This is a genomic window from Ensifer sp. KUDG1, assembly GCF_050434285.1.
Lineage (GTDB): Bacteria > Pseudomonadota > Alphaproteobacteria > Rhizobiales > Rhizobiaceae > Ensifer.
Window position 1 is genome coordinate 103,725 of sequence record NZ_JBNDIG010000010.1, and the last position, 26,494, is coordinate 130,218.

Here is a 26,494-nt window from a genome sequence, read left to right on the forward strand (position 1 = left end):
CGATGAGCCAAGCCCAAGTCCAAGAAACAGAAAAGCCGCAGTTCTACCTGAAGGAAGATCATCACCCGGAGCACAGCACCATGCTGGGCTTCTGGCTCTACCTGATGAGCGACTCCCTGATCTTCGCCGTTCTCTTCGCCACGCACGGCGTGGTCGGCCGCAACTATGCGGCAGGTCCGGCGCCGGCCGACCTGTTCGACCTCAACCTCATCGCCATCAACACGGCGATGCTGTTGTTCTCGTCGATTACCTACGGCTTTGCCATGCTCCAGATGGAGCGCAACGCCAAGATGGAGACGCTGTTCTGGCTCGGCGTCACCGGCGTGTTCGGCGCGATCTTCCTCGCGCTCGAGCTCTATGAGTTCTACCACCTGATCCACGAGGGTGCTGGTCCGACGCGTTCGGCCTTCCTGTCCTCGTTCTTCACGCTGGTTGGCACGCACGGTCTGCACGTCACCTTCGGCATCATCTGGCTGATCACGCTGATGGTGCAGGTCAAGAAACATGGATTGAATCCGGAAAACCGCCGTCGTCTGATGTGCCTCTCCATGTTCTGGCACTTCCTCGACGTCATCTGGATCGGCGTCTTCTCCTTCGTCTATCTGTTGGGAGTACTCGGATGAGTTCGCAGCATCCTGGCCACGAAAGCGCGTTCGAGCCTCACCACGCGCACAGCCATCCGGGCGACGCTGCCGGGCATGGTTCGCTCAAGAGCTACATGACTGGCTTCATCCTGTCGGTGATCCTGACGGCCATCCCGTTCTGGCTGGTCATGGGCGGCGTGCTCGACAGCAAGCTGCTGACAGCCGTGCTCGTCATGGGCATCGGCGTGGTGCAGATCGTCGTGCACGTTATCTACTTCCTGCACATGAACGCCCGTTCGGAAGGCGGCTGGACGCTGATGGCGCTGATCTTCACGATCATCATCGTCGGCATCGCGCTCGCCGGTTCGCTCTGGGTCATGCATCACCTCAATACGAACATGATGCCGATGACCCACGAGATGATGAAGAACATGCCCTGATCAGGGGCGGGCGGACGCGAACATGACCGGCGGCCACGACGTGAAAGGAGAGGGTGCGAAGGCGTCCTCCCGCGCCCGTTTCCTTCTGACGGGCGCGCTCCTGTTTCTCGCCGTCGTCTTTGTCGCGCTCGGGACCTGGCAGATCCAGCGGCTCTTCTGGAAACTGGACCTGATCGCTCGCGTCGATGCGCGCGTGCATGCGGCAGCAGTGCCGGCCCCGGCGCGGCCGGATTGGGACAGCATCACCCGGGAAAAGGACGAATATCTTCGCGTCACGGCGACGGGCACTTTCGACCATGACAAATCTGTTCTGGTGCAGGCCGTAACCGAGCGGGGCGCCGGCGTCTGGCTGCTGACGCCGCTGCACCGCGAAGACGGCACGATGGTGCTCGTCAACCGCGGCTTCGTGCCTGCCGACCGGCGTGATCGGGCTGACCGCGCGGAAGGCGAAGCACTAGGGTTGACCGGGGTTACCGGGCTTTTGCGCATCAGCGAACCGAGCGGCGCCTTTCTTCGATCCAACGATCCCGCAGGCGATCGCTGGTTTTCCCGCGATGTCGCGGCAATCGCGACGGCAAAAGGGCTGACGGATGTCGCCCCCTATTTCATCGATGCGGACGCGACGCAAAACCCTGGCGGCTTGCCGATCGGCGGCCTCACGGTCGTTAGCTTCCGCAACAGCCACCTCGTCTACGCGCTGACCTGGTATGCACTTGCGGCGATGAGCGTGGTGGGCGTATACATCGTCCGTCGAAGGTCGATGAGTTCACATTAGTGAGGCGTCAGCTCGCGCCACCGTGCGTTGGTGTCGTTCACGATTCCGGCCACGGCAGACGGTTGCCGAGGGGGCTGTAGCGGGCGGTGGGCTGTAAAGACGCGCATGGGTCGGTGATTCTGGTCCGTCATGTGCTGAAAGTTCGGTAACAGCATCGACCGAGAAACCGTAATCACCATGAGTTGTAATGCGCGTAAGGTGCGCCCGGAAACGGCGAAAATCGACCTTCCAGACGTCAAAAACTGTGGCAAGTTAGCCACATAGATTGTTCGCATCGCGCTTTCTGCAACAATGAAGAGTTGCAAGATTGACTCTCTCCCCGCCGCTTCATTAGCTGCCTCCGCCGGGTGGGGCCCGGCATTTTTTGGGGGTGTTCATGGGGCTGTGGGCTGGCAACGCCACGGACGGACGATCGTTTTCGTCCGCTTTTTTGCGTGGAGCTTTTCCGTCGTTTTTCGGCGCAATGGCCATGCTGTTGGCTTCGGCTTTCGGCGCCTCGGCTCAATCCGTGCAAATTTCCGCGAACCCCACGACATTCAATGCGCTCGGTGACACGATCAATTTCACCTATGTGATAAATCCCGGATCCTACACGATTACAGGTGTTGATGCCGCCACCAGCGCGATCAAGGGGGTTGCCGTTTCATGCGGTCCGGTCGGTAGCGGCACTTCGCCGATAACCTGTACCGGCTCCTATCGGGTCGATGCCAATGACGTGATGTCCGGGCAGTTTTCCGACTTTGTTCAATTCGCCGGAGGGCGCATCGGCGGCAACGAGAGATTCACCGCCACCAGCCCGACGATCGTCGTGCGCGCGGCAAGCGGTGGTCCGGTTGTGCTCGACGTGGTTTCCTCTCCCAATCCGTCGCTTCCCGGAGATCCGGTATCTGTAACCGCCACGGTATCCTCCATGGGCTGCAACGCCGGCCAGTCACCGCCCGGAAGCGTGACGATCACGATCGGATCGCAGTCGACGACGCTTGGCTTGACCCCGACCGGGCCTGTCAGCACGGCCTCGTCTGCGACTTTCCAGACATCGTCTCTGACGCTCGGCCAACACGCCGTCTCCGCCAGCTACGGTGGCGGCAGCGGCTGCAGCACCGGCACAGCGACCGGCGCCACCCATTGGGTCGACACCAAGCCGACAGTCACGATCAACCAGGCGTCCTCGCAATCCGATCCCAGCGCCAGGACGTCGATCGCTTTCGATGTGGTGTTCAACAAATCCGTTACCGGCTTTACCGCCGGCGACGTCCAGATTTCCGGCACTGCCGGCGCAACGACGGCAAGCGTCTCGGGTTCGGGCGCCAATTACACCGTTTCGGTCAGCGGGATGACGCAGGCCGGCACAGTCGTGGTGTCCATCCCCGCCGGCAAGGCTACGAGCGTGGCCGGCTTTACCAACGACGCATCCACCAGCACCGACAATTCGGTCGGTTACGCACCGATCGCGATCTCGACGACGACGCTGCCAAACCCGGTCTACAACCAGGCTTACGGCGCGCAAACGCTGAGTGCCACCGGGGGATCGGGCACATTGAGTTATGCGCGGACCGCGGGGGCGCTGCCCGCTGGCATATCGCTGTCCAGCAGCGGCGTCGTTTCCGGCACGCCAACTCAAAGCGGTCCGTTCAATTTTACGGTGACAGCAACCGATCCCGAAGGCTCAACCACCTCGCGCGCATTCTCCGTCACCATCGCCGCCCCGACAATCGTCGTCTCGCCAACGACGCTTCTCGATCCGACGGCTGGCACCGCCTATTCACAAACACTTATGGCGTCAGGCGGCGCAAGCCCTTACACATTCGCCGTAACGCAGAATGCCTTGCCCGCCGGAATGACGCTGGCGACCAACGGGGTCCTGTCGGGCACGGCAACGACCGGCGGCGCCGTCACCTTTACCGTGACGGCAACGGACGCCTATGGCGCGACCGGCAGCCGGGCCTTCACCCTCGACGTTGCGCCGACCGTGCCCGACGCGCCGACCATCGGCGCGGCCGTGGAGGGTGACGGCTATGCGGATGTGGAGTTCACCGCTCCCTCATCGAACGGCGGCGCGACGATCACGGGCTATACCGTGACGTCGAACCCCGGGGGCATGACGGCCACGGATACGACGAGCCCGATCAGGGTGCCAGGCCTGACCAACGGCACGAGCTATACGTTCACCGTGACCGCCACCAACAGCGTCGGGACAAGCACCGCATCGGCCGCCTCCAATGCGGTTACGCCGCGATCCGCACAGACGATCACCTTCGCCAATCCCGGTGCGCAGGCGTTCGGCACGACGCCAACATTGACGGCGACGGCGAGCTCCAGCCTGGCGGTTGCCTTCACCTCGTCGACCACAGCCGTGTGCACGGTGACGCCCGAGGGTGACCTGACCTTCCAACAGGCCGGTGGTTGCACCATCGCGGCGGACCAGGCGGGCGACGGGACGTACCTCGCTGCACCGACGGTCTCGCAGACGTTTACGGTCGATGCCGTCGTGCCCGGCGCACCGACGATCGGAACGGCAACCGCCGATGTCTCTTCGGCCTCCGTCGCCTTTACGGCGCCGGCGAGCTCTGGAGGCGCGACGATCACCGGCTACACAGTGACGTCGAACCCGGGTGGTTTCACCGGGACCGGGTCTTCGAGCCCGATCGCGGTGACGGGTCTGAGCAACGGCACCAGCTATACGTTTACGGTGACGGCCACCAACAGCGCCGGCGCGGGGCCAGCGTCGGCCGCCTCGAACGCTGTTACGCCGAAGGCAACGCAGACGATCACCTTCGTCAATCCAGGCGCGCAGAACTTCGACACCACGCCGACACTGACGGCATCGTCGAGCGCGAGTTTGCCTGTTGCCTTCACATCCTCGACCGCGGCCGTCTGCACGATCACCCCGGGTGGCAGCTTGAGCTTCCACAGCGCAGGGACCTGCGCGATTGCTGCGGACCAGGGCGGCGATGGCACCTATCTGGCTGCGGCGACGGTCACCCAGAGCTTTACCGTCAATGCGGTTGTTCCGGGCGCCCCGACGGTGGCCACGGCGACGGCTGGCGACGGCGAAGTGTCGGTCACCTTTACCGCGCCGGTCAGCGCCGGCGGCGCATCGATCACCGGTTACACCGTCACCTCAAATCCCGGTGGGTTTGTTGGGACCGGAGCTTCGAGCCCGATCACGGTTGGCAGCCTGGCCAACGGCACGAGCTATACGTTCACGGTAACGGCGACCAACAGTGCCGGCACGGGACCAGCTTCCAGCGCGTCGAACGCGGTGACGCCCAAGGCACCGCAGACGATCACCTTTGCCAATCCCGGCTCGCAGGACTATGCAACGCCGGTCACGCTTTCGGCGAGCGCCAGTTCCTCTCTGCCGGTGACGTTCCAGTCGCTGACGACGCCCGTCTGCGTCGTCACGTCCACCGGTGATGTCACATTCCGCAATGGCGGCACCTGCACCATCGAGGTCTCGCAGGCCGGTGACACCGCTTACCTGGCCGCGTCCAATGTCAGCCAGTCCTTCCTCGTCTCCGCGCCGATCTTCGCCTTCACGCCGGCAGCCGGCGGCTTGCCGATCGCAACCGTGGCAACGGCCTATAGCCAGAGCTTCTCGGCCAATGGCGGCACGGCGCCCTACAGTTACGCCGTGGCAAGCGGCGCGCTTCCGGCCGGACTTTCGCTCGACGCGGCCGGTACGCTGTCGGGCACGCCGACTGCGGACGGCAGCTTCACCTTCACGGTTCAGGCGACCGATACCCATGGCGCGACCGCAACCAGCGGCAGCTATAGTCTGACGGTTCGCATCCAGGCGCCGATCGCCAGCGCCACGACGACAACCGTTGCCGCCAACTCGTCGGCCAACGGAATTTCGCCCAATCTTACGGGCGGGGCGGCCGCTTCGGTCGCCATCGTAGCGGCCCCATCGCATGGCACGGCCACGGTGGCTGGAAACACGTTCAGCTACACGCCGGCGGCTGGCTTCTCAGGCGCTGACAGCTTCACCTATACGGCAACCAATACGACCGGCACATCCGCCACGGCGACGGTCACGGTGACGGTGTCGCCGCCGACATTCGCCTTCACGCCGGCTGCGGGTGCGCTTGCTGGTGCAACGGTTGCCGATGCCTATGATCTGACGATCACCGCTGCCAACGGAACCGCTCCCTACACCTATGCGGTGACCGGCGGCGCACTTCCGGCGGGGTTGACGCTGGCAGCCGACGGCCGCCTGTCCGGAACGCCGACCGCCGATGGATCGGCAACGTTCACGGTGACGGCGACCGACGCCAACAATGCGACGGGCACCGCAAGCTATAGTCTCGCGGTTGCCGTCCAGGCGCCATCGGCCGGTCCAGCAACTGCGACCGTTGCTGCGAACTCCAGCGCAAACGCCGTCAGCCTCAATCTGACGGGCGGGGCGGCGACATCTGTCGCAATCGCGACGGCGCCTGCGCATGGCGCGGCCACGGCGACGGGGACCATGATCCTCTACACGCCTGATGCCGGCTTCTCCGGTGCTGACAGCTTCACCTACACAGCAACCAACGCCACCGGCACGTCGGCGCCTTCCACCGTTTCGGTCACGGTCTCGCCGCCGGTGTTGGTGTTGACGCCGGCAGGCGGGACGCTGGCCAACGGCGTGCCCGGTGTTTCCTACAGCCAGAGCATTGCCGCCAGCGCCGGCATGGCGCCGTACAGCTACGTCGTCACGTCGGGTGCTCTGCCCGGTGGCTTGACGCTGGATGGATCAAGCGGGGCGATTTCGGGACGGCCGGCAGCCGACGGCGATTTTAGCTTCACCGTGACGGCGACCGATGCCAATGGTGCGACAGGGCAGGCGAGCTATCGGATCGCCGTGGCATCCGCCAGCTTCGTCTTTACGCCTGCGCCCGGCAATCTTGCCGACGCGATGGTCGGCGAGGCCTATTCGCAACGCATCTCGGCCACCGGCGGCACCGGCGCGCTGGTCTACAGCCTGAAGAGCGGTTCCCTGCCAAAGGGCATGGTGCTGAACATCTCCACCGGCGAACTCACGGGGCCGGTTGCAGCCGATGCGGTGCCCGACACCTACAGCTTCGTGATCGGCGTGACCGACAGCCGCGGCGCCAGCGGTTCGGCCGCCTATGCGCTGAAGCTCAACGCCCGCGCGGTGACGGTGCCCAATGTCGTCGTCGAGGTTCCGGCCGGTTCGGCGCCGAAGGATGTCTATCTGAACGGTGGCGCCACCGGCGGTCCGTTCACCGACGCAGCGGTTGCTTCGGTCTCGCCACCCTTTGCCGGCACGGCCGAGATCATCGAGGGCGAGCTTGCCGCCGCCGGCAGCTTCACGCCGGTCGGCTTCTATCTGAAGTTCACGCCGAATCCGTCCTATTCCGGTTCGGCGGTGGTCAGCTACACCTTGAGAAGCGCGCTCGGCGCATCCAATCTCGGCCGGGTTACTTACAGAATAGCGCTCGACCGTGTCGCAGCAGGCGAGGAGATCGACGGGCTGGTACACGATTTCGTGCGCAACCGGCAGAGCCTTTTGTCGTCGACGGTCAAGGTTCCGGGGCTGATCGAGCGCCGGCGGGCGGCGGCAAGCACCGATCCGGTGACGACGGCTGTCGCACCGTCCGAACGGGGTGCGCGCCTTGGCTTCTCGACCAGCCTCACGCAGATTCAGGCGGCGCGCGATGCCGCCGACGCGGCAGCAGCCGGCCAGACTTTCGTCGCGACCGACCGGCCCTTCGACGTCTGGATGGACGGCAGCTTCCTGTTCCACAAGGACAAGGATGACGACAGCGACAAGTGGGGCAACTTCGCCCTGTTCTCGATCGGCGCCGATTATCTCGTCAACGAGCGGGCGCTGGTCGGCCTGTCGTTCCACTACGACTACATGAGCGATCCGACCGACGAGGATGCCGAATTGACCGGCAACGGCTGGCTCGCCGGTCCCTATGCCTCGTTCGAGATCGGCCAGGGCGTCTTCCTCGATGCCAACCTGCTCTATGGCGGCTCGTCGAACGACATCGACACCGGCATCTTCACCGGCACCTTCGACACGACCCGCTGGATGGCGGACGTCAAGCTGACCGGCGAATGGCAGCTCGACGAGATCACTGTGCTGACACCGAAGCTGAGAGCCGTCTACTTCAACGAAGAGGTCGACGATTACACCGTCAAGAACGCGCTTGGGGAGACGATCGACCTCAAGGGCTTCATCGAGGAACAGGCGCGCTTCAGCATCGGCTTTGATGTCGAGCGGACGCTGGAGCTGGAAAACGGCCTGATCCTGTCGCCGACGATCGGCGCCGATGTCGGCTTTGCCTCGCTCGATGGCGAAGGCCTGTTTGGCCGGGTCTCGGCCGGGCTGGCGCTTTCCAATAACGACAACTGGGACCTCGACTTCTCGCTGCTGTTCAACATCGAGGGCGACGGTTCGCAAGCCGCCGGTGCCAAAGTCGGTGCACGCGTCCGGTTCTGACGGCGGAGGCCCCGTCGCCTTATCGACGGGGCTTCCGCAAAACATTAAAGATGAGTAATAGAGGAAGGAATTAGCCGGAGGCGTCGCCTCGTCCCTAGAGCATTGGATACGCCTGGATGTCGTTTCAACCGCGGATGCAGAACAAGATTTCCGGGTTCAAGGTGATCGGCGGGCTCAATCGGCGGGAGTGGAACGGCATCATCGCCGATGTCTGGGACGTCGAGTGCGAGGCGGGGGCAGGTGGCCACTATTTCTCGGATGATCCGCGCATGTTCATCGTGCTCGACGCCGAGGGCGGTAGCCGCTGCAATGTCAGACTTTCGCCCGACGGGCGCGGCGCGGTTGCGAACGCGCAACAGCAGGCGCTTTCCTATATTCCGGCGGGCATGGAAATCTGGGCCGACATGGTCGATGTCAGGCGCATCCGCCACCTCGATTTGCATTTCAATCTCGATGTCCTCAGCAGACGCCTGGCGGAAGATCTTGATGCCGGGCGTTGCGACACACCGCGGCTGATGTTTCATGACGATCGCTTTCTCCAACTGGCGCAATTGATCGCCGCCGAATGCGTCAACCCGCAGCCTTTGCACGATCTCTACGGCGATGGCCTCACGGTCGCCTTGTTCATCGACCTGATGAAACTCAACCGCAACGATGGCCGCAAACGCAGCCCGCTTGCCGCCTGGCAGCTTCGCCGTGCGGTCGAGTACATCGATGAGAACTGGGGGCGCAACATCCGCCTGGAGGAGTTGGCGTCCCTTGCCGGATTGTCGCAGTCGCATTTCAGCCATGCGTTCAAGGCGTCGACCGGCATGGCGCCGCACCAGTGGCAGACCAATGCACGGGTCGAGCGAGCCAAGGAATTGTTGTTGAAGAACGAGGCGTCGTTGACGACGGTTGCGGCCGAAACCGGCTTCTCCGATCAGGCGCACTTCACCCGGGTGTTCCGCAAAGTCGTCGGTGCCACGCCGGCAGCGTGGAAGCGCAACCGAACGGCCTGAGCAAGTGCCATCTTCCAAAGCAGTTGTTCGCAGTAAAGAGCCCAGGAACGTTCAATTTCCGCCGATCGCGACAAGAGTTGCTCGAATAGTTGATATAAATACTCATCTTATTAGAGGGTGTAAGCCGCGTCGCCTGGAAGGGCCCTGCGGTCGATCGGGTGAGATGACAGACAGATGATGGTAAGAGGCAAGGCAATACGGCTTACGGAATGGCTGGCAAGCGGGGTCGCCGCGGTTCTGGCGGCGGGCGCAGCTATCGCGCAGGATGCACCGGCGACGAGGTTGGAAACGATCGAGGCGACAAGCGCCAGGACAGAGAGCGATGCGACCGGGCCGGTCGATGGCTATGTCGCCAAGGCAACAACCACCGGCTCGAAATCCGCAACGCCGATCGCCGAAATCCCGCAGAGCGTTTCCGTCATCGGACGCGAGGAGCTTGACGACCGTGGCGTTGTCAACAAGGTCGACGAGGCGTTGCGTTACACGCCGGGCGTGATGGCCGAGCCCTTCGGCGTCGACCCGGATACCGACTGGTTCTACATTCGCGGCTTCGACGCGACGCAGACCGGCGTCTTCCTCGACGGTCTCAACCTCTTCTCCTACGGTTTCGGTGGGTTCCAGATCGATCCCTTCATGCTGGAGCGTGTCGAGGTGCTCAAAGGTCCGGCCTCCGTGCTCTATGGCGGCGCCAATCCGGGCGGCATCATCAGCCTCATCAGCAAGCGGCCGCAGGCGGAGAACTCGACCTATGTCGAGACCGGCATCAACAACAACGGCAATGCCTTTCTCGGCATCGACGTGAACCGACAGCTGGACGACGCGATCAGCTACCGCGTCACCGGCAAGGTTTCCGGCGGCAACAACTATGTCGACCACTCGGAAGATCTGCGCGGCTTCATTCTGCCGCAGATCACCTACCAGCCCGACGATGCGACCAGCCTGACCGTCTACGGCCTGCTGCAGGGCCTCGATCAGGTCCATACCGGCGGCGGCTTCCTGCCCTATCACGGCTCCGTCGTCGACGCATCCTTCGGCAAGATCGATCGCAAGGCCTTCTTCGGTGAACCGGACATCGATACCGGAACCTACGTGCAGCAGATGCTCGGCTACGAATTCAAGCACGAGTTCGACAGCGGCTGGCAGTTCAGCCAGAACCTGCGCTACGGCCATCTCTACAAGCACGAAAACGGGCCTTACACCTACGGCTACTACGATCCGAGCCTTCCTTTCCCGGTTTCGAACACGCCGGCGACCCCGGGCAATCTGCTTTATCGCCTCGGCTTCGAGGCGACCTCGAAGGTGGATACGTTTGCCGTCGACAACCGGCTTGAAGGCGAGTTCGAGACGGGAGCGCTTGAACATACGCTCCTCGTTGGTCTCGACTACAAGTTCTTCCGGCTGGACCACGTCCAGGCGTCGTCGGCGGGAACGCCGATCAGCGCCACCGATCCGGTCTATGGCGCGCCGCAGCCAGCCAACGCCATCTACATCAACCAGGTGATCACGCAGCAGCAGCTCGGCGTTTACGCGCAAGACCAGATCCGCTTCGGCGATGGCTGGCTCGTGACGCTTAACGGCCGCTACGACTATGTCGACACCAAAACCGACAATGGACCGACCTTCTGGGTGCCGACCCAGAATTCGAGCTTCGACTATAGCGAAGGCGCGCTCAGCGGCCGCGCCGGACTTGCCTATGAATTCGACAATGGCCTCACCCCCTACGTCAGCGCCGCGACCTTCTTCAATCCGGTCGTGGCGGTAACGGCGACCGGCAACACCAAGCCGGAAGAGGGCGAGCAGTTCGAAGCCGGGATCAAGTACGAACCGACCTTCTTTGACGGCGTGCTGACGGCGTCCATCTACCAGCTGACCAATCGCAACGCTCTCGTCACCGACCCGCTGACCAGCATCTCCACCCAGACCGGTGAAGTCCGTTCCCGCGGCATCGAGTTCGAAGGCAAGGTCAATCTTGACGAAAGCTGGAAGCTGATTGCGGGTCTCGATTTCATGGATATCGAGGTGACCGAGGACGCAAACCGGGCGCTGATCGGCAAGGCGCCCTATCTAGCGCCCGATACACAGGCCTCGCTGTGGCTCGACTACACGGTGCAGCAGGGCGCGCTGGAAGGCCTCAGCCTCGGCGCCGGCGTGCGCTATCGCGGCGAGAGCTGGGCGGACAAGGAAAACACCAAGAAGGTGCCGGCATCGGCGGTCTTCGATGCAGCCCTGCGCTACGAGAAAGATGGCTGGGGTGCTGCCCTCAACGTCACCAACCTGTTCGACAAGGACTATGTCAGCGGCTGCAGCGGCCTGCTTGTTTGCGGATATGGCGATGCGCGCACGGTCACGCTGAAGCTCAGCAAGACCTGGTGAGACCGGTCGGCTGATCGACGATCTGCCAGAAGCAAACAGGGCGCTCAACCCGTGTTGGGGAGCGCCCTGTTTTCAACCCGGAGTGCCGCTATCGCACGCCAAAGGCGCCGACGACTGAGAGCACTCGAAACGGGTAGTGGCCTTTAGATGGAGAGGCCCTCCGCCTTTTCAAGGGCGGGAGCCTCCTTTGGAGCGAATTACTTCGCGCCGATTGCAGCAAGGCCTGCAGTTGCGCAGTTCGCGTCAACATCGCCCGACGGCGCGCCGCCGACACCGATGCCACCGACGAGCGCCTTGCCGAACTTGATCGGCACGCCGCCGGCCTGGATGACCATGCGTGCGTCCATGTCGCGAAGGCCTTCGTTGGCGGGCTTCGAAGCAATGAACTCGCCGAGGCCAGCCGTGTCGCGACCCATGGCCGCCGAGGTGAAGGCCTTGCCCTGGGCGCTGTTTCCGGTGTGCGGGCCGGCATTGTCGGCCTTCAGCAGAACCTTGGTCGAACCATCACGTGCAACGACCGCGACGCTGACATTGTGGCCTTCTGCGGCGCATGCCTTCAGTGCTGCGTCGGCAGCCTTGACGGCCATGTCGAGCGGCAGGTAGGCAGCGGTCGGAAGCTCCTGGGCGGTGGCGGCAACGGGAGCGAGAAGAGCGGCTGCAAGCACGATATTGCGGATCATCAATGGGTTCCTTTCCTGTTGATATGGAAAGGTTATTGCGGAACGCCGCCCGTCGGTATTCGTAGCTCTTCCGTCACCATCCGTAGTTCTACGGAGTTTGCTTCCCTTCGAGCCAGATGCGGGTCATCTCCGCCTGCGAGGTGCTGCCGAGCTTGGCGCCGATCGCGGCGCGATGGCTTTCCACTGTTCGCGGCGACAGGCCGAGCCCCTCGGCGATCTGGCGCGTGGTGAAACCTGCCGCAATGCGGTCGAGAACCTCGCGCTCGCGCTGCGTGAGTGCCGCCAGGAGGGCAAGCGTCTCCGCCTTTTCCGCCCGCGCCTGCAGGGTGCGCACCAGCATTTCCTGCCCCTTGTGGATCGCGTCGATCAGATCCTGCTCGTCGATGGGCTTGGAGAGAAAGTCGATGGCACCGCTGCGGAAGGCGCGCCGGCAGGCCTCGATATCGCCATGGCCGGAAATGACGATCGTCGGCCAGTCGACGCCACTTTCACGGAGCTTTTCCTGCAGCTTCAGTCCGGAGATCGCTGGCATGCGGATGTCGAGGATCAGGCAACCCGGCTCGAGGCGCGACAATTGCCCGAGGAAGGCCTGCGGATCGCCGAAGGGGATGACCTTGATGCCGACCGTCGAGAGCAGCAGGCTCAGCGCGCGGCGGACCGCATCGTCGTCGTCGACGAGATAGACGGGAACGGTCATTGTGTTTCTTCCTGTCGCGCCCGCGCTTTGGGCAGTGTCACCCGGAAGGTTGCACCCTCGTCGCCGGTCACCAACGAGATCTCGCCGCCGGCGCGTTCCACCAGGCGCTGGCTGAGGGCGAGGCCAAGCCCCGTGCCGCCCGCCCGCGTCGTCATGAAAGGGGTGAACAGGCGCGGGCGCAGCGCTTCGGGAATGCCCGGACCGTTGTCCACGACATCGAAAACCACCCCGGTGCCTTCCTGCGTCAAGGTCACGACGACGCGGGGCGTTTCGCTCGCGTGGCCGTCGAGCGCTTCCATTGCGTTGCGCACCAGATTGAAGGCGACCTGCTCGATTTCAACGGGATCGCCAGTAACGATTACGGGCGCTTCCGGAAAGCGGAATTCAAGTTGGATCTGCCGCGACCGGGCGTCCTGCTCCAGCAGCGCCTCGACATTGCCAAGCGCCCGGCGCAGGTCAAACGTCGTCACCGGCGTCGCGTGCGGCTGCGACCAGTTGCGGAACCGCTCCAGAATGCCGGAGGCCCGGCGCGCCTGGCTGACGGTATCGTCGAGCACAGAGGCAAGGGCTGCGTGGTTTCCCTGGTTGAGCAGGCGGCGCCCGGCCTGCGCCTGGGCGAGGATCGCGGTCAGGGGCTGGGTCAGTTCGTGGGCCATGCCGCTTGCCATCTCTCCAAGCGCGTTGACGCGCGAGGCGTGGCTGAGCCGTGAATCGAGCGCGCTCAGCCGCGCCTGCTGTTCCGCCATGCGGGTCCTTGCCCGTTGGCGCAAGGCGGCCAATCCGGCGAGATAGGCCAGCGTGAGGGCAACGAGGGTCAGACCCGTCTGGACCGGCGGAAACATATCGGAGAGGCCGATCTCCATGCCGGTTTCGAGTACGAGCGGTTGCGACGCGCTGCTGAGCGGCCTGGAAAAGCGGATGGCATCGGGGAGTGCCGCCGGCTGAAGCAGGCTGTGGCCGTCGGGCAGTGAAAGCCGGACGGCGGTGCTCGGCCGGGACCAGAACGGCCCGCCATCGCCGATCAGCTTGCCGGCGTCAATCGCAAGCATCAGCCCGTAGCGCGCCTCGTTCGTGTTGGGGCTGCGCTTGACCATCATGTAATGATCGGGGCGCTGCGGATGGGGAAGAAGAGCAATCCGGCCGTTGGAAGCCTTGGCCGCAGCGCGAATGCGCTCGGCCGTCGCTGCGTCGAGCGGACCGGTCCCGATGGTCTCTGTTGCCGGATCGAGCGAGACGAGCTGGACTTCGTCGATGCGCGGGTAGAAGCGGGTGATGGTGCGGGCGACATCGAGGAAGAGGTCGTGCCTGCGCCCCTCTGACGCAACCGCCACGGCCGAAAGCGCCGTCAGGTGGGCGTCGTGCTGGTCGGCGCGCTGGGAGGCCAGGCCATGGAGCACGGTGCTTTCCCGCTCCAGTTCGGCAACCAGCGCCTGCCGCTCGCGGGTGCCAAGGGCTGCTGCCCCGACCAGCAGGATAAGACAACAGAGAGCAACAAGGTAAAAGGCCCGGTCAAGCAACGGACGACTGTTCGGTAGCATCGATCATTCTTGTCATTTGCAGGCTTGCTTGCGCAGCCTGCTCTTTTGTTGTCCGGCTGAGCACGGCATCGGCCGAGAAAATACGACCGCAACAACAGAAAATCCAGCCAGTCGCTTCAGCCCATCTCTCGCGCGACCACAAGTTTCGCCCTGAGGGTCTGCACGGCCTCGCTGTTCCGGTTGATCGTCCGGCTGACGTCCCTCTTTCTCCGCCTTCGACTTAGTGTGCTCCACCTGCACCGGCGCCGCCGAGTTGGATCTTGCGGGTGAAGAGCAATGCGACGGCTGCGAGCGCCAGCACGATCCCGATCACCGCGAAAGTATCACTGAACCCCAGGATAAGCGCCTGCCGGCGAACCGTGGCGGAGATCGCGGCGATCGCTTTTTGCTGCGCGACTGCGGCGTCGGTGACGCCGTGCGTCATGAAGTGCCGGGTCAGATCGCCGATGCGGTCGCGGACTTCGTCGCGGTAGACGGTCACGGACTGGCCGATGATGTTCGAGTGGAACTGCTCACGCTTGGTCAGCACCGTCGCCAGCGTTGCCGTGCCAATGGCGCCGCCGAGATTGCGCAGCATGTTCGACAGGCCAGAGGCGGCGGCCGCGTCGCTTGGAGCGATACGGGCCGTGGTGATCACCGTGATCGGCGTCAGCACCAGCGCCTGCCCGATGGCGCGCACGATATTCGGAATGAAGAACTGGTCGCCGGCGCTGTCGAGCGACAGCGTCGTGTTCATGAAACAGCTAGCCGCGAAGATGCTGATCCCGACGAAGCCGATGTAGCGTGCGTCGAAGCGCTTCATCAGCGCCGGTACGAACGGGATGATGAGAAGCTGCGGCAGTCCGGTCCAGGCAAGCACGAGGCCGATCTGCTCGGCATTGTAGCGCTGCACCTGGCCGAGATACTGCGGCAGGATGTAGACCGTACCGAACAAGGCGACGCCGACGAGTACGTTGACGAGAACGCCGACCCAGAAATTGCGCTGCTTGAGCAGGCGCAGCTGTACGAGCGGCTTTTCGACCTTGAGTTCGATAACGATGAAGGCGATCAGGAACGCGGCCGCCGTCAAAGCGAGCTTGACGATGAACGGCGACTGAAACCAGTCGTCCTTGTTGCCTTCCTCCAGAACCGTCTGCAGTGCCGAAAGGCCGATGGCCATGGTGGCGATCCCCGCCCAATCGCCCTGCTTGAGCAGAGACAATTGCATCGGCTTTTTCTCGAGGGTGAAATAGAGCGCAACCACCATCACCAGGCTCGGTGGGGTGTTGACGAAGAAGATCGACTGCCAGCCGTAATTTTCAGTGAGGTAACCGCCGATCGTCGGGCCAATCGCCGGGGCGAAGGTGACCGAGAGCGCAAAAAGCGCCAGCCCGAGCGGCTGCTGCGCCTTGGGGAGCCGGGTCAGCACCATGGTGAAGGCCATTGGAATGAGCACGCCGCCGGCAAAACCCTGCAGACCGCGCAGCGCGATCATCGAGCCAAGATCATGGGCAAAGGCACAGGCTGCCGAAAACAGCGGAAACAGGATCGCGTTTGCCAAAATGTAGCGCCGGAACGAGAAGACGCGGCTCAAATAGTCCGTGAGCGGGATCACGACGATTTCGCCGATGAGATAGGAGGTGGATATCCAGGCGCCGTTGTCGACGCCGGTCCCGATGCCGCCTTCGATATCGAGCAAGGAGGCGTTGGTGATCTGGATATTGAGGATCGCCATGAAGGCGCCGATCAGGCCGGCAAGCACGGAAATCCAGGCCGTCGTGCTTGCCTTGTCGGGTGACATCGCTGCGGGTTCCCGCACGCTGGGCGAAACCATGGGCATCGTAGTGGTGGACATTGCATCCTCCTGCCAGCGCTTGAGGCTGGGAACGGCGCCTGAGCGTCCTTCAGTTTAGGCTTGCCGGCACGGAGGCCACCGTCGTTCCTACGGTCCGAGTGTCGATCGTCGGGTAGACGGACATGCCGGGCCGCAGCACCACGTCGAGCGGACTGTTGCGGTCGAGCACGATCTTGACGGGGATGCGCTGCACCACCTTGGTGAAGTTGCCGGTCGCGTTGTCCGGCGGCAGCAGCGCAAATTCCTGGCCGCTTGCCGGCGAGATGCTGTCGACGTGGCCCTCGAACACCTGGCCCGGAAACGTGTCCACCTCTATCGCCACGGTCTGGCCAGGAACGACATCGGCAAGCTGCGTTTCCTTGTAGTTGGCAACGATATAGGCCGCGTGCGTCGGCACGATCGCCATCAGCTGCGTCCCGGCCTGCACGTATTGGCCGACACGCAAGGTGCGGTTGCCGATCACGCCGTCGATGGGCGCTGCGAGCGCGGTGTAGGAAAGATTGAGCTCGGCCTGGTGCTCGGCCGCCTTCGCGCTGTCGAGCGCGGCCATTGCCTGCGCGACCTCGGCCTTGATCACGTCGAGCTGCTTGACCGCGCTTGCGAGCGCTGCCGTGTCGCGCGTCACCGCAGCCCGTGCGGCGGCAATGCGTGAGGCCGCCTGTTGCGCGTTCTGCAATGTGCCGAACCCTTGCCTTGCGAGCTCCGAATAGCGCCTGTCGTCCTGCTCGGCGAATGTCTGATCGGCCTTGTCGGCCTCGACCGTCGCCTTGGCCGACTCGATCACGGATTGCTGAGCGACGAGCGCCGACTGCTTGTTTGCGATGTTGGCCTCCGCGGCTTCGACCCCGGCCTTGGCCTGTTCGAGGCTGACCCTGAAGTCGCGGTCGTCGATGCGGGCGAGAACCTGTCCGGCCTTGACCTGCTGGTTGTCGGTGACCAGGACCTCAGCGACATGGCCCGAGACCTTCGGGGCAATCGTCGTGCTGTCGGCCTTCACATAGGCGTCGTCTGTCGCCACTTCGAAGCGACCCGTCGTCCAGTAGGCCCAACCGAAATCGACCCCGCCGGCAACTGCGGCGATGGCGACGGAGGCGAAAAGCAGATTGCGAAGCCAGCGCTTACGGGTTCCCGCGGCGTTTGTGGCTGCCGCGGTCGGGTTGGCTGTGAGCGTCCGCTGTGCCTCCATGCCGGGCACGGCCTCCATCGTTTCCACGGGCTGGGCATTTTCGATGCTGAAAGACTGCTGGCTCATTTTCCGGTTCCTTTCACCGGTGTGGCGCGCGTCGAATTGAACGGCTGGCCAAATAGCGAAACTCTATGCTTTCCAAAATATTCGCGCCGCCATTTACTGTCAAACGAATTTGGAAAGTTTGGATGTTCCATAAGCTGGGCTGTCACCCAGGTAACATGATTATGAGGCGTTCGGGATCGAGGGTGCCTGCTGGGCGCACATGCTGCGCGACCGAGTTTCCGAGGCAACGACAGGCCGGGCCCCTAAAGCCCGGCCTGTCGCATCTCGCTCGCAAGAAACTCGGTGAAGACCTTCACCTTGGGCAGCAACAGCCGATTGGTGGGATAGACCACGTAGATGCCGCGCTCGGCGAGCCTGTGGCCGGGCAGGAGCTGGCAGAGCTTGCCCTCGGCGAGCAAGGGCTTCGCGATGAAGGAGGGCAACACGCCAATGCCGATGCCGGCCTGGATCATTTCGCTGAGCACCAGGCTGTTGTCGGCGACGAAACGCGCGGGCAGGTCGATCATGACGACGCCGTCGGGCCCTTCCAGCCGCCAGCTGCCGGGTTGGTCAGCCAGGCGATAGGTGAGGCAATGGTGGCCATTGAGGTCGCCAACGGTTGCGGGCGTGCCGTTGTCCGCGAGATACGACGGGGCGGCACAGATAACTTGGCCGATGTCGCCGAGCCGCCGGGCGATCAGCGACGAATCCGTCAGCGTCGCGCGCACCCGGATGGAAACGTCGAAGCCTTCCGAAACGACGTCGAGCACGTGGTCGTCGAGCGTCATGTCCACTTTCAGCTGCGGATGCAGCGCCATGAAGCGCGCGAGCATGGGCGCAAGCACCGTCAGGCCGAAGGACAGCGGCGCATTGAGCCGCAGCCGGCCGTTGATTTCGCCGGCTTCGCCGGACGTGGTGCGCTCCAGATGGTCGAGCTCGTCCAGGAGCCGGCAGCATTCGGAAAAGTAGGCGCGCCCGTTTTCCGACAGGCTCATCCGCCGGGTCGTGCGCACGATGAGCACCGTCCCCAGGCGCTCTTCCAGTTGCCGGATCTGCTTGCTGATCGAGGCGTTCGACTGTCCGAGTTCTTCGGCCGCCTTGTTGAAGCTCTGAAGCTCTATGACGCGTCGGAACGAACGCATGGCAGCCAACAGGTCCATTTTTTCTCCAGAGTGAATTATGTTTTCCATCCATCGCTGATTATTCTCTCTAGCGCCAGAAATAAGGTGAACCCAGCTTCCTGATGTCGCGGGAAGACCAGAAGAAGGAGTTCATCATGTTCAACACTACAGCCCTGGAGCGTCTCTTGGTTGCGTCTCTCGTTGCCGGCCTTTTCGGCGGCACGGCCTTCGCGCAGGAGGTCGGCAAGAGCCCATGGGGGCCGAAGGACGAGATCGGTCGACTCAACCTGATTACCCCGGAATCCCGGGCTGCCATTCTGTCGCGGATCGAAGGAAGCAAGTCCTACGACCTCGCGGTCGAGTATTTCATCGGCATGCCCAGCTGGGAGGCAGCTGGCGACCCGCCCTATCAGATGTGGATGACGCACACGCCGAATGGCACCCTGGTCTCCGATCCGATGAAGGTCGGCAAGGAGATGAACACGCATGTCAGCTACAGTGGCTCGGCGGTTTCGATGTATGCGCATATGGGCACGCACATCGACGCGCTCAATCACTTCGGCCTGAACGGCAAGATCTGGAATGGCTATGCCGCCGCCGACCACCTCGGGGACCAGGGCTGGACCGTCACCGGTGCCGAAAAACTGCCGCCGATCGTCGCGCGCGGCGTGATGATCGACGTTGCGGCCGCCAAGGGCATGCAGATGCTTCCCGACAACTACCGGATCACCCGCAAGGATCTCGAAGAGGCACTGAAAAGTCAGGGCGTGACGCTGGCGGAGGGCGATGTCGCCTTGATCCGCACGGGGCGGATGCAGAACTACGAAAACAAATCCGCCTATATGAGCAACCCTCCGGGACTCGGCATCGACGCGGCAAAGTTCCTCGTCGAGGAAGGCGGCGCGATGGTGGTGGGTGCCGATAATTTGAGCTTCGAAGCCTTCCCGGCCGAAACCGAAAACAACTACATTCCCGTTCACACCTACCTGCTTGCACAGCAAGGCGCCCCGATCATCGAACTCATCAATCTCGAACAGCTGTCCAAGGACCGGATCTACGAGTTCGCCTTTGTCGGCGCGTCGCTGAAGTTCCGCGGCGCGGATGCAGCCCCGATCCGGCCGGTCGCATTCCCGTTGCGATAGGCGGATGCCGTTAGGTCATAATCGGCTGACGCGATTGCCGCGGGATTGAGACCGCGGCAATCGTTTCTGAAACAAGCGCCGCCGAAGTACCTGTCGCACGGCGACGTCGATGCATGATAAATCTTGACATTGCACGAAAATGCACGAAATTGCCCGACCGAACGATAGCCTTATCATGGAGGGCAGGATGAGCATTGCACACCGGATTCAAGTGGAAGACGTCACCATTCTCTCGGATGACTGGTACGTCCTGAAGAAGACCACCCTTTCCTTTCTGCGTGGCGACGGGAGCTGGCAGCGGCAGTCACGGGAGACCTACGATCGCGGCAACGGCGCGACGATCCTGCTCTACGATCCGGTCCGCCGCACCGTGATCCTGACCCGGCAGTTTCGCTATCCGGCCTTCGTCAACGGCCAGGACGATCTGCTCGTCGAAGCGCCGGCGGGACTTCTCGACAATGCCGAACCGGAAGCGCGCATCCGCGCGGAAACGGAGGAGGAAACGGGCTTTCGCGTGCGCGACGTACGACAGGTTTTCGACGCCTTCATGAGCCCCGGATCGGTTACGGAGCGCCTGCATTTCTTCGTCGGCGAGTATCAGCCCGGCGACCGCACGTCGCAAGGTGGCGGCAATGAAGACGAAGGAGAGGATATCGCCGTCCTTGAAATCGGCATCGATCAAGCGCTTGCGATGATCAGCTCTGGCGCCATCCGCGACGGCAAGACGATCATGCTGTTGCAATATGCCGCCTTGAACCTGTTCCCCGGCTCAACGTCGATTGGTGCAGTGGCAGGCTGAAGCGACGGAAATCGCCCGTGCCGGCGGTCCGAACATTGTTAGGCGACCGACGAGCGTGCTGCCGCTCCAGCGTCTACGGGGATCCAGGCCGCTCCTGTTTGGCCGTGGTGGAAACCATTTGAAAACGGTCTGTTCGGATAGACGTCGGCGAGATCCGCCTGTGCCTCAGGCGGTGAGCGCCGCCCGGAGATAACATCGGCGAAGATATGTGCCACGGCTGCCATGTCGCAATCCTGCGGCGACAGCCGAATGCGGAAAACGCCGGCGGCGGCAAGCTCCGGCAGTTCCTGCATCAGCGACTGGCAGGTGTGTGACATTGTCTGGACGCCGTTCAGCGCCAGGAAGGGCTGGCTGTCGAGGGTCTCGACGGTCAGGCCATCCGGGTCTTCGCCACAGATGAACTGACAATTGTCCTTGATCAGCCCCTTGGAGCGGGCATGGGCGCAGCGCGCCGAAATCGCCAGCGGCACGCGGCCGAAGGCGAAGACCTCGAAATTCACCGTGGGGTTCTCGGCAATGATGCCGCGCACCGACGTCATTGGAAGTTCCGGCGGCAGACAGATGCTGATTGCGCCCCTCGAAGACAGGAGCCGGGCGGTCGCGCCGTTATAGACGTTGACCAGCGGCCCGATCGAATGCGGCCTGCCGGCAAGCAGGTGCAGCGCGGATAGATCATTGGCCTCGATCGGATGGGCGCTGTCACGCACCAGCCCGCGCACCAACTGGCTTTCGCGTTCCAGCGTCACCAGCGCGAGCGAGGCGAGACTTACCTGCTTGCCGGCTTCCTCCAGCCGTTCGATGACCTCGCCGACATAGGGTTCGATGAAATGCAGCCGCTTCGAGCAGACGGCCTCACCGATCGTCACGTGGGCGATCGGTGCCTCGTCGGCGATGCGGAAATAGAAGTCGCGCCATTTGGGGCCATCCCAGAGATAGTAGACCGGGCCGAGGCTCAAGACGGGTTTGGATGGGTTCGTCGATATGGTCATGGGCCGATTACCTCCAGCGCTTTTCGTAGGCGCCCGTTGTCGTCTTCTGGCCTTCGCTGAGCGCCTTCAGCCGCGACACCAGGGCAGGGCGTTCTGCGGCGCCGGCGGTCAGGGCCCGCCGCATGACCGACACGACCTCGGCGACATAGGCCTTGCCGCGCTGCCGGCCCTCGATCTTCAGCGCGCTGACCCCGGCTGCGCGCAGCGCATCGATATGGTCCATGACGTCGAGCGAAACCGGATCCTCGAAGGCGTAGCCGCGCTCCTCGGCAATGTCGAAACGGCCCTTGCAGAGCGTCGGATAGCCGGCCGCTTCGCCCGCCGGGAAGCGGTTGATGGTGTAGTCGCCGAGCTCGGACACCAACTCGCGTCCGTCCTGGCGATAGCGCACATGGCTCGCGGGCGAACAGACACCGTTCATGTTGGGCGACTTGCCGGTAGCGTAGGAAGAGAGCGAACAGCGCCCCTCGGCCATGACGCAGAGGCCGCCGAAGGCAAAGACCTCGATCTCGCAATCGATCTGCTTGGCAAGGCGGGCAATGTCGGCGATCGTCAGCGTGCGTGGCAGAACAACGCGTTTCGCGGCGAAGGTCTCGACGAGGAAGCGCACGGCGTCGGCGTTCGAGGCCGAGGCCTGGACGGAAACATGCAGCCGCTGCTGCGGATGGCGTTCGACCGTGTAGGCCATCAGGCCAAAATCGGCGAGGATGACGGCATCGGCGCCAAGTGCTGCGGCATCATCCACCGCCTGATGCCAGAGCGTCTCTTGGCCTGCGCGCATGAAGGTGTTGATCGCAACGAAGGTCATCACCCTGCGCCGTTTGGCATAGGCGATGGCCATCCGAAGTTCGTCGCGGGAGAAGTTCAGGCCCGGAAAATTGCGGGCGTTCGTCTCGTCGCGAAAGCCGCAATAGACCGCGTCGGCGCCGGCATCGACGGCTTCGCGGAAGGCGGCCGGCGTGCCGGCGGGGCAGATCAGTTCCATTGGGGGGCCTCCTCCTTGAGAACACGGCCAAGCGCGCGCTCGCGGATCTGTTCTCCCGCGCGGCGCACGAGCGGCGCCAGCGGCCCGGCCATGTCGGCGAGATCGCTTGGAAGGTCGATCTCGCAGTCGTCGAGCGCGTTGCGCAGCGCCAGCATTGCCTCCATGTCGCCGCTGACGGCAAGATCGCGCGAGAAGAACACGGCGTCGCCGTCGATGCGGCCCTCGAGCAGCGCCAGAAGCAGCACGAGTTCGCCCTCCATGCAGGCATCAGAAACCGGCGCTCGCTCCTTGCGATGCACGGAGATGCGCGGCACGGCCGGTTCGACAAGGAAGCCGATCGGCAGGTCCGACGGCTGGAAGGCATAGCGCTTGGCCGCATGATCCGCGAGACGGTCGAAGAGGCCCGGATGGCTCTCGATCACGCGGGCAAAGGCGCGCTGCACCATGCTTTCGATGGCGATGATGGGAACGAAGCTTAGGGGGGCGGTGATCGCGAGCGGAAGTGTCATTTGCTACCTGTGGAGCGTCGGAATCGGACGATGCGCCGCATGCTAGTCGCCCGCTGCCGTCGGCTGTTTGCGCCACGTCAAAGACAAGCGCCATTCGCCGCCACAAACAGGCGCCATGAACAGGACCTTTCGCCCGTCCAAGGGCTTCGCAACGCTTCAGGATTTTGTCGATACGCTCGAGCGCGAAGGCGATCTGAAACGGATTTCGCGGCCGGTTTCACTGGTGCATGAGGTGACCGAAATCCACCGCCGCGTGCTTGCCGCCGACGGGCCGGCGCTTTTCTTCGAGCGGCCGGTCGATGCGACGGGCGCCGCACAGCCGATCCCGCTTCTGACCAATCTCTTCGGGTCGGAACGCCGGATCGAGCGTGGTTTCGGTTTGGCGCCGGGCGGGCTCGATGCGCTTGCGGGTGAACTTGCGGACTTACGCGATCCGAGAGCGCCGCAGTCGCTGCGCGACGCCTGGGATCGGCTGCCTCTGCTCCGATCGGCGATGTATATGCGGCCACGAAAGGTAACGCGCGCACTCTGTCAGGACATCGTCTGGCGCGATCGGGAAATCGACCTTGGGCGCCTGCCGGTTCAATGGTGCTGGCCGGGCGAGCCGGCGCCGCTGATTACCTGGCCGCTGGTGATCACCCGCGCGCCGGATGATCCGCTTGATGTCAATGTCGGGATCTATCGCATGCAGGTGCTGGGGCCTGATCGCGCCATCGTGCGCTGGCTCGTACACCGCGGCGGCGCCCGCCACCATCGTCTTTGGCAGCGCCTGGGTCAGGACATGCCGATCGCGGTCGTCATCGGTGCCGATCCGGCGACGATCCTTTCTGCGGTCATGCCGCTGCCCGATGGCTTGAGCGAACTGAATTTCTCAGGGCTGCTTCGGCGCGGCAGGACGCAACTCGTGAAGGCGAAGACTGTGCCGCTTTCGGTGCCGGCCAATGCGGAGATCGTGCTGGAGGGCACGGTCTCGGCGAGCGAAACCGCGGAGGAGGGGCCCTATGGCGACCATACCGGCTATTATAATTCGGTGGAGCCATTCCCGGTCATGCGTCTGTCGGCGATCACCATGCGTCGGAATCCGCTCTATCTTTCCACCTATACCGGCCGGCCGCCGGACGAGCCTTCGCGGCTCGGAGAGGCGATGAACAGGCTGTTCGTGCCGCTCGTTCGCAAGCAGTTTCCGGAGATAACCGATCTCTGGCTGCCTCCTGAAGCCTGCTCCTACAGGGCTATGGTCGTTTCGATCGACAAGCGTTATCCCGGGCAGGCCAAGCGCGTGATGATGGGGCTTTGGTCTGTCCTGCCGCAGTTCAGCTACACCAAGCTGATCATCGCCGTCGATCCGGATATCGACGTGCGCAACTGGTCCGACGTTATGTGGGCGCTTGCCACCCGCTTCGATGCCAGCCGCGACGTGACCGTGATCGAGGGGACACCGATCGATTATCTCGACTTCGCGTCGCCGCGCTCCGGCCTCGGCGGCAAGCTCGGGCTCGACGCCACCAACAAGATCGGCGCCGAGACCGACCGCGAATGGGGGCGTGTTCTGGAGATGTCGCCCGAGGTCATTGGTCAGGTCGATGCGATCTGGGCCGGTCTCGGGCTTGGAGGGCTGACGCGATGAACCGGTTGAAGATCGTCCTTGGTGTCACCGGAGCTTCGGGTGCGGCGATTGCCGTTCGCATCGCCGAGCGGCTCAGCGAAATCGAAAGCGTCGAGCTGCATCTCGTCCTATCGCCGGCGGCGCACCGCACGCTCGCACACGAGGTCGGCACAGAGGCTCTTCCATACCTGCTGCGTCTGGCCGCGCGGACCCATGACCACGCCGATATCGGCGCAACGATTGCGAGCGGTTCGTTTTCGACGGCCGGCATGATCGTGGCGCCGTGCTCCATGCGCACACTTGCGGCGATCTCTGCCGGCATGGCCGATAATCTCGTGGTCCGCGCAGCCGACGTGCATCTGAAGGAGCGGCGCAGGCTGGTGCTGATGGCACGCGAGACGCCGCTGCATCTCGGTCACTTGCGCAACATGTGCGCCGTCACCGAAATGGGGGCGATTGTCATGCCGCCCGTGCCGGCCTTCTATCATCGGCCTGAAACCGTCGAGGCCATCGTCGACCATCTGGCGGCCCGGGCAATCGACCTGCTGGCACTGCCGATCACCCCGCAGGCTGTGGCCTGGCAGGGTGAAGACCAAAAATCATCGTGATCTAGAGGGCGGTGGCCTGAAGCAGCGGATCGGCGCCGAACAGGACCTCGTGACCACCGAGCAGCAGCCACACGGCAATCGCAATGGTGGCAAAGGCGGCGATGATCATCACGGGATCGGCGCGCAAACCGGTTTCGCCCCGGATGATCGCTGCAAAGGGCCAGACTGACGTGCCCTTCGAGGCGGCTTGCCAGCTCTCGCCCAAACGTCGGCGGGCGCGCTTTTCAAGCATGAAGAAACCACCGACGGAAAACAGCGCGAAACCGCCGAAAAGCACCAGCCCGCGCAGGTCGCCATTGGGCACGATGTGGCCGGCGGCCCAGAGCAGGAAGCCCCAGAGCACCGGGTGGCGGGTGATCGTCACGATGGCGCCGGGCCGTTCGTTTCCCTGATAGATGGAGATCGACAGCGCGTTTTCGCTGAAGAGGCCGGCCAGCACGAGAAAGATGCCGAGTGGTGCCAGAACGAAGGTCACCCAGGCCTGCCAGGCCGCCGGCTCCCAGAGCGGGATGAAATCGAGCTGAAGCGCCGCGTGAAAGACGAAACCAAGCGCCAACACGGACAGAAGCGAATAGACCGCGAAATAGGTTGAGCGGCCGAGCCGGTCAATCAGCCCTTGGCGCAGGGCCGGCCGGGCCGGCACCAGATGGAGCAGCAGGAAGACGGCGAAGGCGAGGAGAAAATAGGTCATATCGGTTGTCTCACGCATGGCGCCAGAGAAGCAGGCGCTCTGTTGCCACATGGCGGCGAACCGTTTCGAAGAAGCCCCGCAACATGTAGCCGATCGCATCCCAGCTGAGCGATGCCCTGTTGTCGAGAACCGCCTTCAGCACACGCACCAGTTCGACGGCTGCCCGATCGTCCTGGTCATGCTCGGCGCGCAGCCGTGCGATCAAGGCGTCGCGGCCGCCGTCCGTCCGCTGAATTTCGACCGCTGGAAACAGGATCATCTCCTCCAGCGCGTGGACGCGCCTGAGCTTTTCCGGCAGCTCCGTCAGGATCGCGCGGCAGCTCGACAGGTTGATGCGGCGCGGGATGGAATCGGCGAGCGTCTCGAGGCGATCACACAGGGATAAAAGCTCGCGGTAAGCCTGCCCCAGCTCGTGATGTTCTGAAAATTGCTGCTGCATC

The 26,494-nt window shown here is 63.5% G+C and carries 21 protein-coding genes; 10 read left to right on the forward strand and 11 right to left on the reverse strand.

Features of this window, described 5'->3' with window-relative positions; all coding sequences use genetic code 11:
* The first annotated feature begins 2 nt into the window (after positions 1-2).
* The 6 genes from cyoC (at position 3) to M2267_RS23145 (ending at position 11,624) form a co-directional block, all read left to right on the forward strand.
* Positions 3-623 carry a cytochrome o ubiquinol oxidase subunit III gene (gene cyoC, locus M2267_RS23120; RefSeq protein WP_429117454.1) on the forward strand — a complete coding sequence of 207 codons (621 nt, stop codon included), beginning with the start codon at positions 3-5 and terminating at the stop codon, positions 621-623.
* Complete coding sequence (gene cyoD, locus M2267_RS23125) at positions 620-1,024, forward strand: cytochrome o ubiquinol oxidase subunit IV (protein WP_043621262.1); 405 nt, start codon at positions 620-622, stop codon at positions 1,022-1,024. The genes cyoC and cyoD overlap by 4 nt, the downstream gene beginning before the upstream one ends.
* A gap of 22 nt (positions 1,025-1,046) precedes the next feature.
* Entirely contained in the window at positions 1,047-1,799 is a 753-nt protein-coding gene (locus M2267_RS23130; RefSeq protein ID WP_429117456.1) for an SURF1 family protein, read from the forward strand.
* A 508-nt stretch (positions 1,800-2,307) separates the two neighbouring features.
* Positions 2,308-8,250, forward strand: coding sequence for a putative Ig domain-containing protein (locus tag M2267_RS23135; RefSeq protein ID WP_429117459.1), 5,943 nt, complete (start codon positions 2,308-2,310; stop codon positions 8,248-8,250).
* A gap of 116 nt (positions 8,251-8,366) precedes the next feature.
* The gene (locus M2267_RS23140) at positions 8,367-9,251 is read left to right on the forward strand and encodes a helix-turn-helix domain-containing protein (RefSeq protein ID WP_429117462.1); all 885 of its coding nucleotides are present in this window, start codon (positions 8,367-8,369) and stop codon (positions 9,249-9,251) included.
* Positions 9,252-9,425: 174 nt separating this feature from the next.
* Positions 9,426-11,624, forward strand: coding sequence for a TonB-dependent siderophore receptor (locus tag M2267_RS23145; RefSeq protein ID WP_429117464.1), 2,199 nt, complete (start codon positions 9,426-9,428; stop codon positions 11,622-11,624).
* 197 nt (positions 11,625-11,821) lie between these two features.
* Here the strand turns inward: M2267_RS23145 and M2267_RS23150 are convergent, their stop codons facing one another.
* From M2267_RS23150 to M2267_RS23175, 6 genes are all read right to left on the reverse strand, one after another.
* Complete coding sequence (locus M2267_RS23150; protein WP_255380998.1) at positions 11,822-12,304, reverse strand: GlcG/HbpS family heme-binding protein; 483 nt, start codon at positions 12,302-12,304, stop codon at positions 11,822-11,824.
* An 88-nt stretch (positions 12,305-12,392) separates the two neighbouring features.
* Entirely contained in the window at positions 12,393-13,001 is a 609-nt protein-coding gene (locus M2267_RS23155) for a response regulator transcription factor (protein WP_429117468.1), read from the reverse strand.
* Positions 12,998-14,539: a sensor histidine kinase gene (locus M2267_RS23160; protein WP_429117471.1), complete on the reverse strand. Its 1,542-nt coding sequence runs from the start codon at positions 14,537-14,539 to the stop codon at positions 12,998-13,000. The genes M2267_RS23155 and M2267_RS23160 overlap by 4 nt, the downstream gene beginning before the upstream one ends.
* A gap of 220 nt (positions 14,540-14,759) precedes the next feature.
* Positions 14,760-16,352, reverse strand: coding sequence for a DHA2 family efflux MFS transporter permease subunit (locus M2267_RS23165; RefSeq protein ID WP_429117785.1), 1,593 nt, complete (start codon positions 16,350-16,352; stop codon positions 14,760-14,762).
* 70 nt (positions 16,353-16,422) lie between these two features.
* Positions 16,423-17,625 carry an HlyD family secretion protein gene (locus M2267_RS23170; protein ID WP_429117474.1) on the reverse strand — a complete coding sequence of 401 codons (1,203 nt, stop codon included), beginning with the start codon at positions 17,623-17,625 and terminating at the stop codon, positions 16,423-16,425.
* A 242-nt stretch (positions 17,626-17,867) separates the two neighbouring features.
* On the reverse strand, positions 17,868-18,764 hold the full coding sequence (locus tag M2267_RS23175) for a LysR family transcriptional regulator (RefSeq protein ID WP_429117477.1): 897 nt from the start codon (positions 18,762-18,764) through the stop codon (positions 17,868-17,870).
* Positions 18,765-18,880: 116 nt separating this feature from the next.
* Here M2267_RS23175 and M2267_RS23180 point away from each other — a divergent pair, with 116 nt between their 5' ends.
* Positions 18,881-19,867: a cyclase family protein gene (locus M2267_RS23180; RefSeq protein ID WP_429117480.1), complete on the forward strand. Its 987-nt coding sequence runs from the start codon at positions 18,881-18,883 to the stop codon at positions 19,865-19,867.
* 187 nt (positions 19,868-20,054) lie between these two features.
* Entirely contained in the window at positions 20,055-20,666 is a 612-nt protein-coding gene (locus M2267_RS23185; RefSeq protein WP_429117483.1) for an NUDIX domain-containing protein, read from the forward strand.
* Positions 20,667-20,704: 38 nt separating this feature from the next.
* Here the strand turns inward: M2267_RS23185 and ubiV are convergent, their stop codons facing one another.
* From ubiV to ubiT, 3 genes are read right to left on the reverse strand one after another with little or no spacing between them, the layout of a single operon-like run.
* Positions 20,705-21,649 (reverse strand): ubiquinone anaerobic biosynthesis protein UbiV, encoded by a 945-nt coding sequence (gene ubiV, locus M2267_RS23190; protein WP_429117788.1) that lies wholly within the window; start codon positions 21,647-21,649, stop codon positions 20,705-20,707.
* Positions 21,650-21,662: 13 nt separating this feature from the next.
* Positions 21,663-22,640, reverse strand: a complete 978-nt coding sequence (gene ubiU / locus M2267_RS23195) for a ubiquinone anaerobic biosynthesis protein UbiU (protein WP_429117486.1) — start codon at positions 22,638-22,640, stop codon at positions 21,663-21,665.
* A complete protein-coding gene (gene ubiT, locus M2267_RS23200; protein ID WP_429117487.1) occupies positions 22,631-23,149 on the reverse strand; it encodes a ubiquinone anaerobic biosynthesis accessory factor UbiT in 519 nt (172 codons plus the stop codon). The genes ubiU and ubiT overlap by 10 nt, the downstream gene beginning before the upstream one ends.
* A gap of 115 nt (positions 23,150-23,264) precedes the next feature.
* Here ubiT and M2267_RS23205 point away from each other — a divergent pair, with 115 nt between their 5' ends.
* A complete protein-coding gene (locus M2267_RS23205) occupies positions 23,265-24,776 on the forward strand; it encodes a UbiD family decarboxylase (protein WP_429117489.1) in 1,512 nt (503 codons plus the stop codon).
* Entirely contained in the window at positions 24,773-25,363 is a 591-nt protein-coding gene (locus tag M2267_RS23210) for a UbiX family flavin prenyltransferase (RefSeq protein ID WP_429117491.1), read from the forward strand. Before M2267_RS23205 ends, M2267_RS23210 begins: the two co-directional genes overlap by 4 nt.
* Position 25,364: 1 nt before the next feature.
* On the opposite strand, the gene M2267_RS23215 is transcribed toward M2267_RS23210, so the two are convergent.
* Both M2267_RS23215 and M2267_RS23220 read right to left on the reverse strand, forming a co-directional pair.
* Positions 25,365-26,054 carry an NnrU family protein gene (locus M2267_RS23215; RefSeq protein WP_429117493.1) on the reverse strand — a complete coding sequence of 230 codons (690 nt, stop codon included), beginning with the start codon at positions 26,052-26,054 and terminating at the stop codon, positions 25,365-25,367.
* A 10-nt stretch (positions 26,055-26,064) separates the two neighbouring features.
* Positions 26,065-26,493, reverse strand: coding sequence for a hemerythrin domain-containing protein (locus tag M2267_RS23220; protein ID WP_429117495.1), 429 nt, complete (start codon positions 26,491-26,493; stop codon positions 26,065-26,067).
* Position 26,494: the final 1 nt, after the last annotated feature.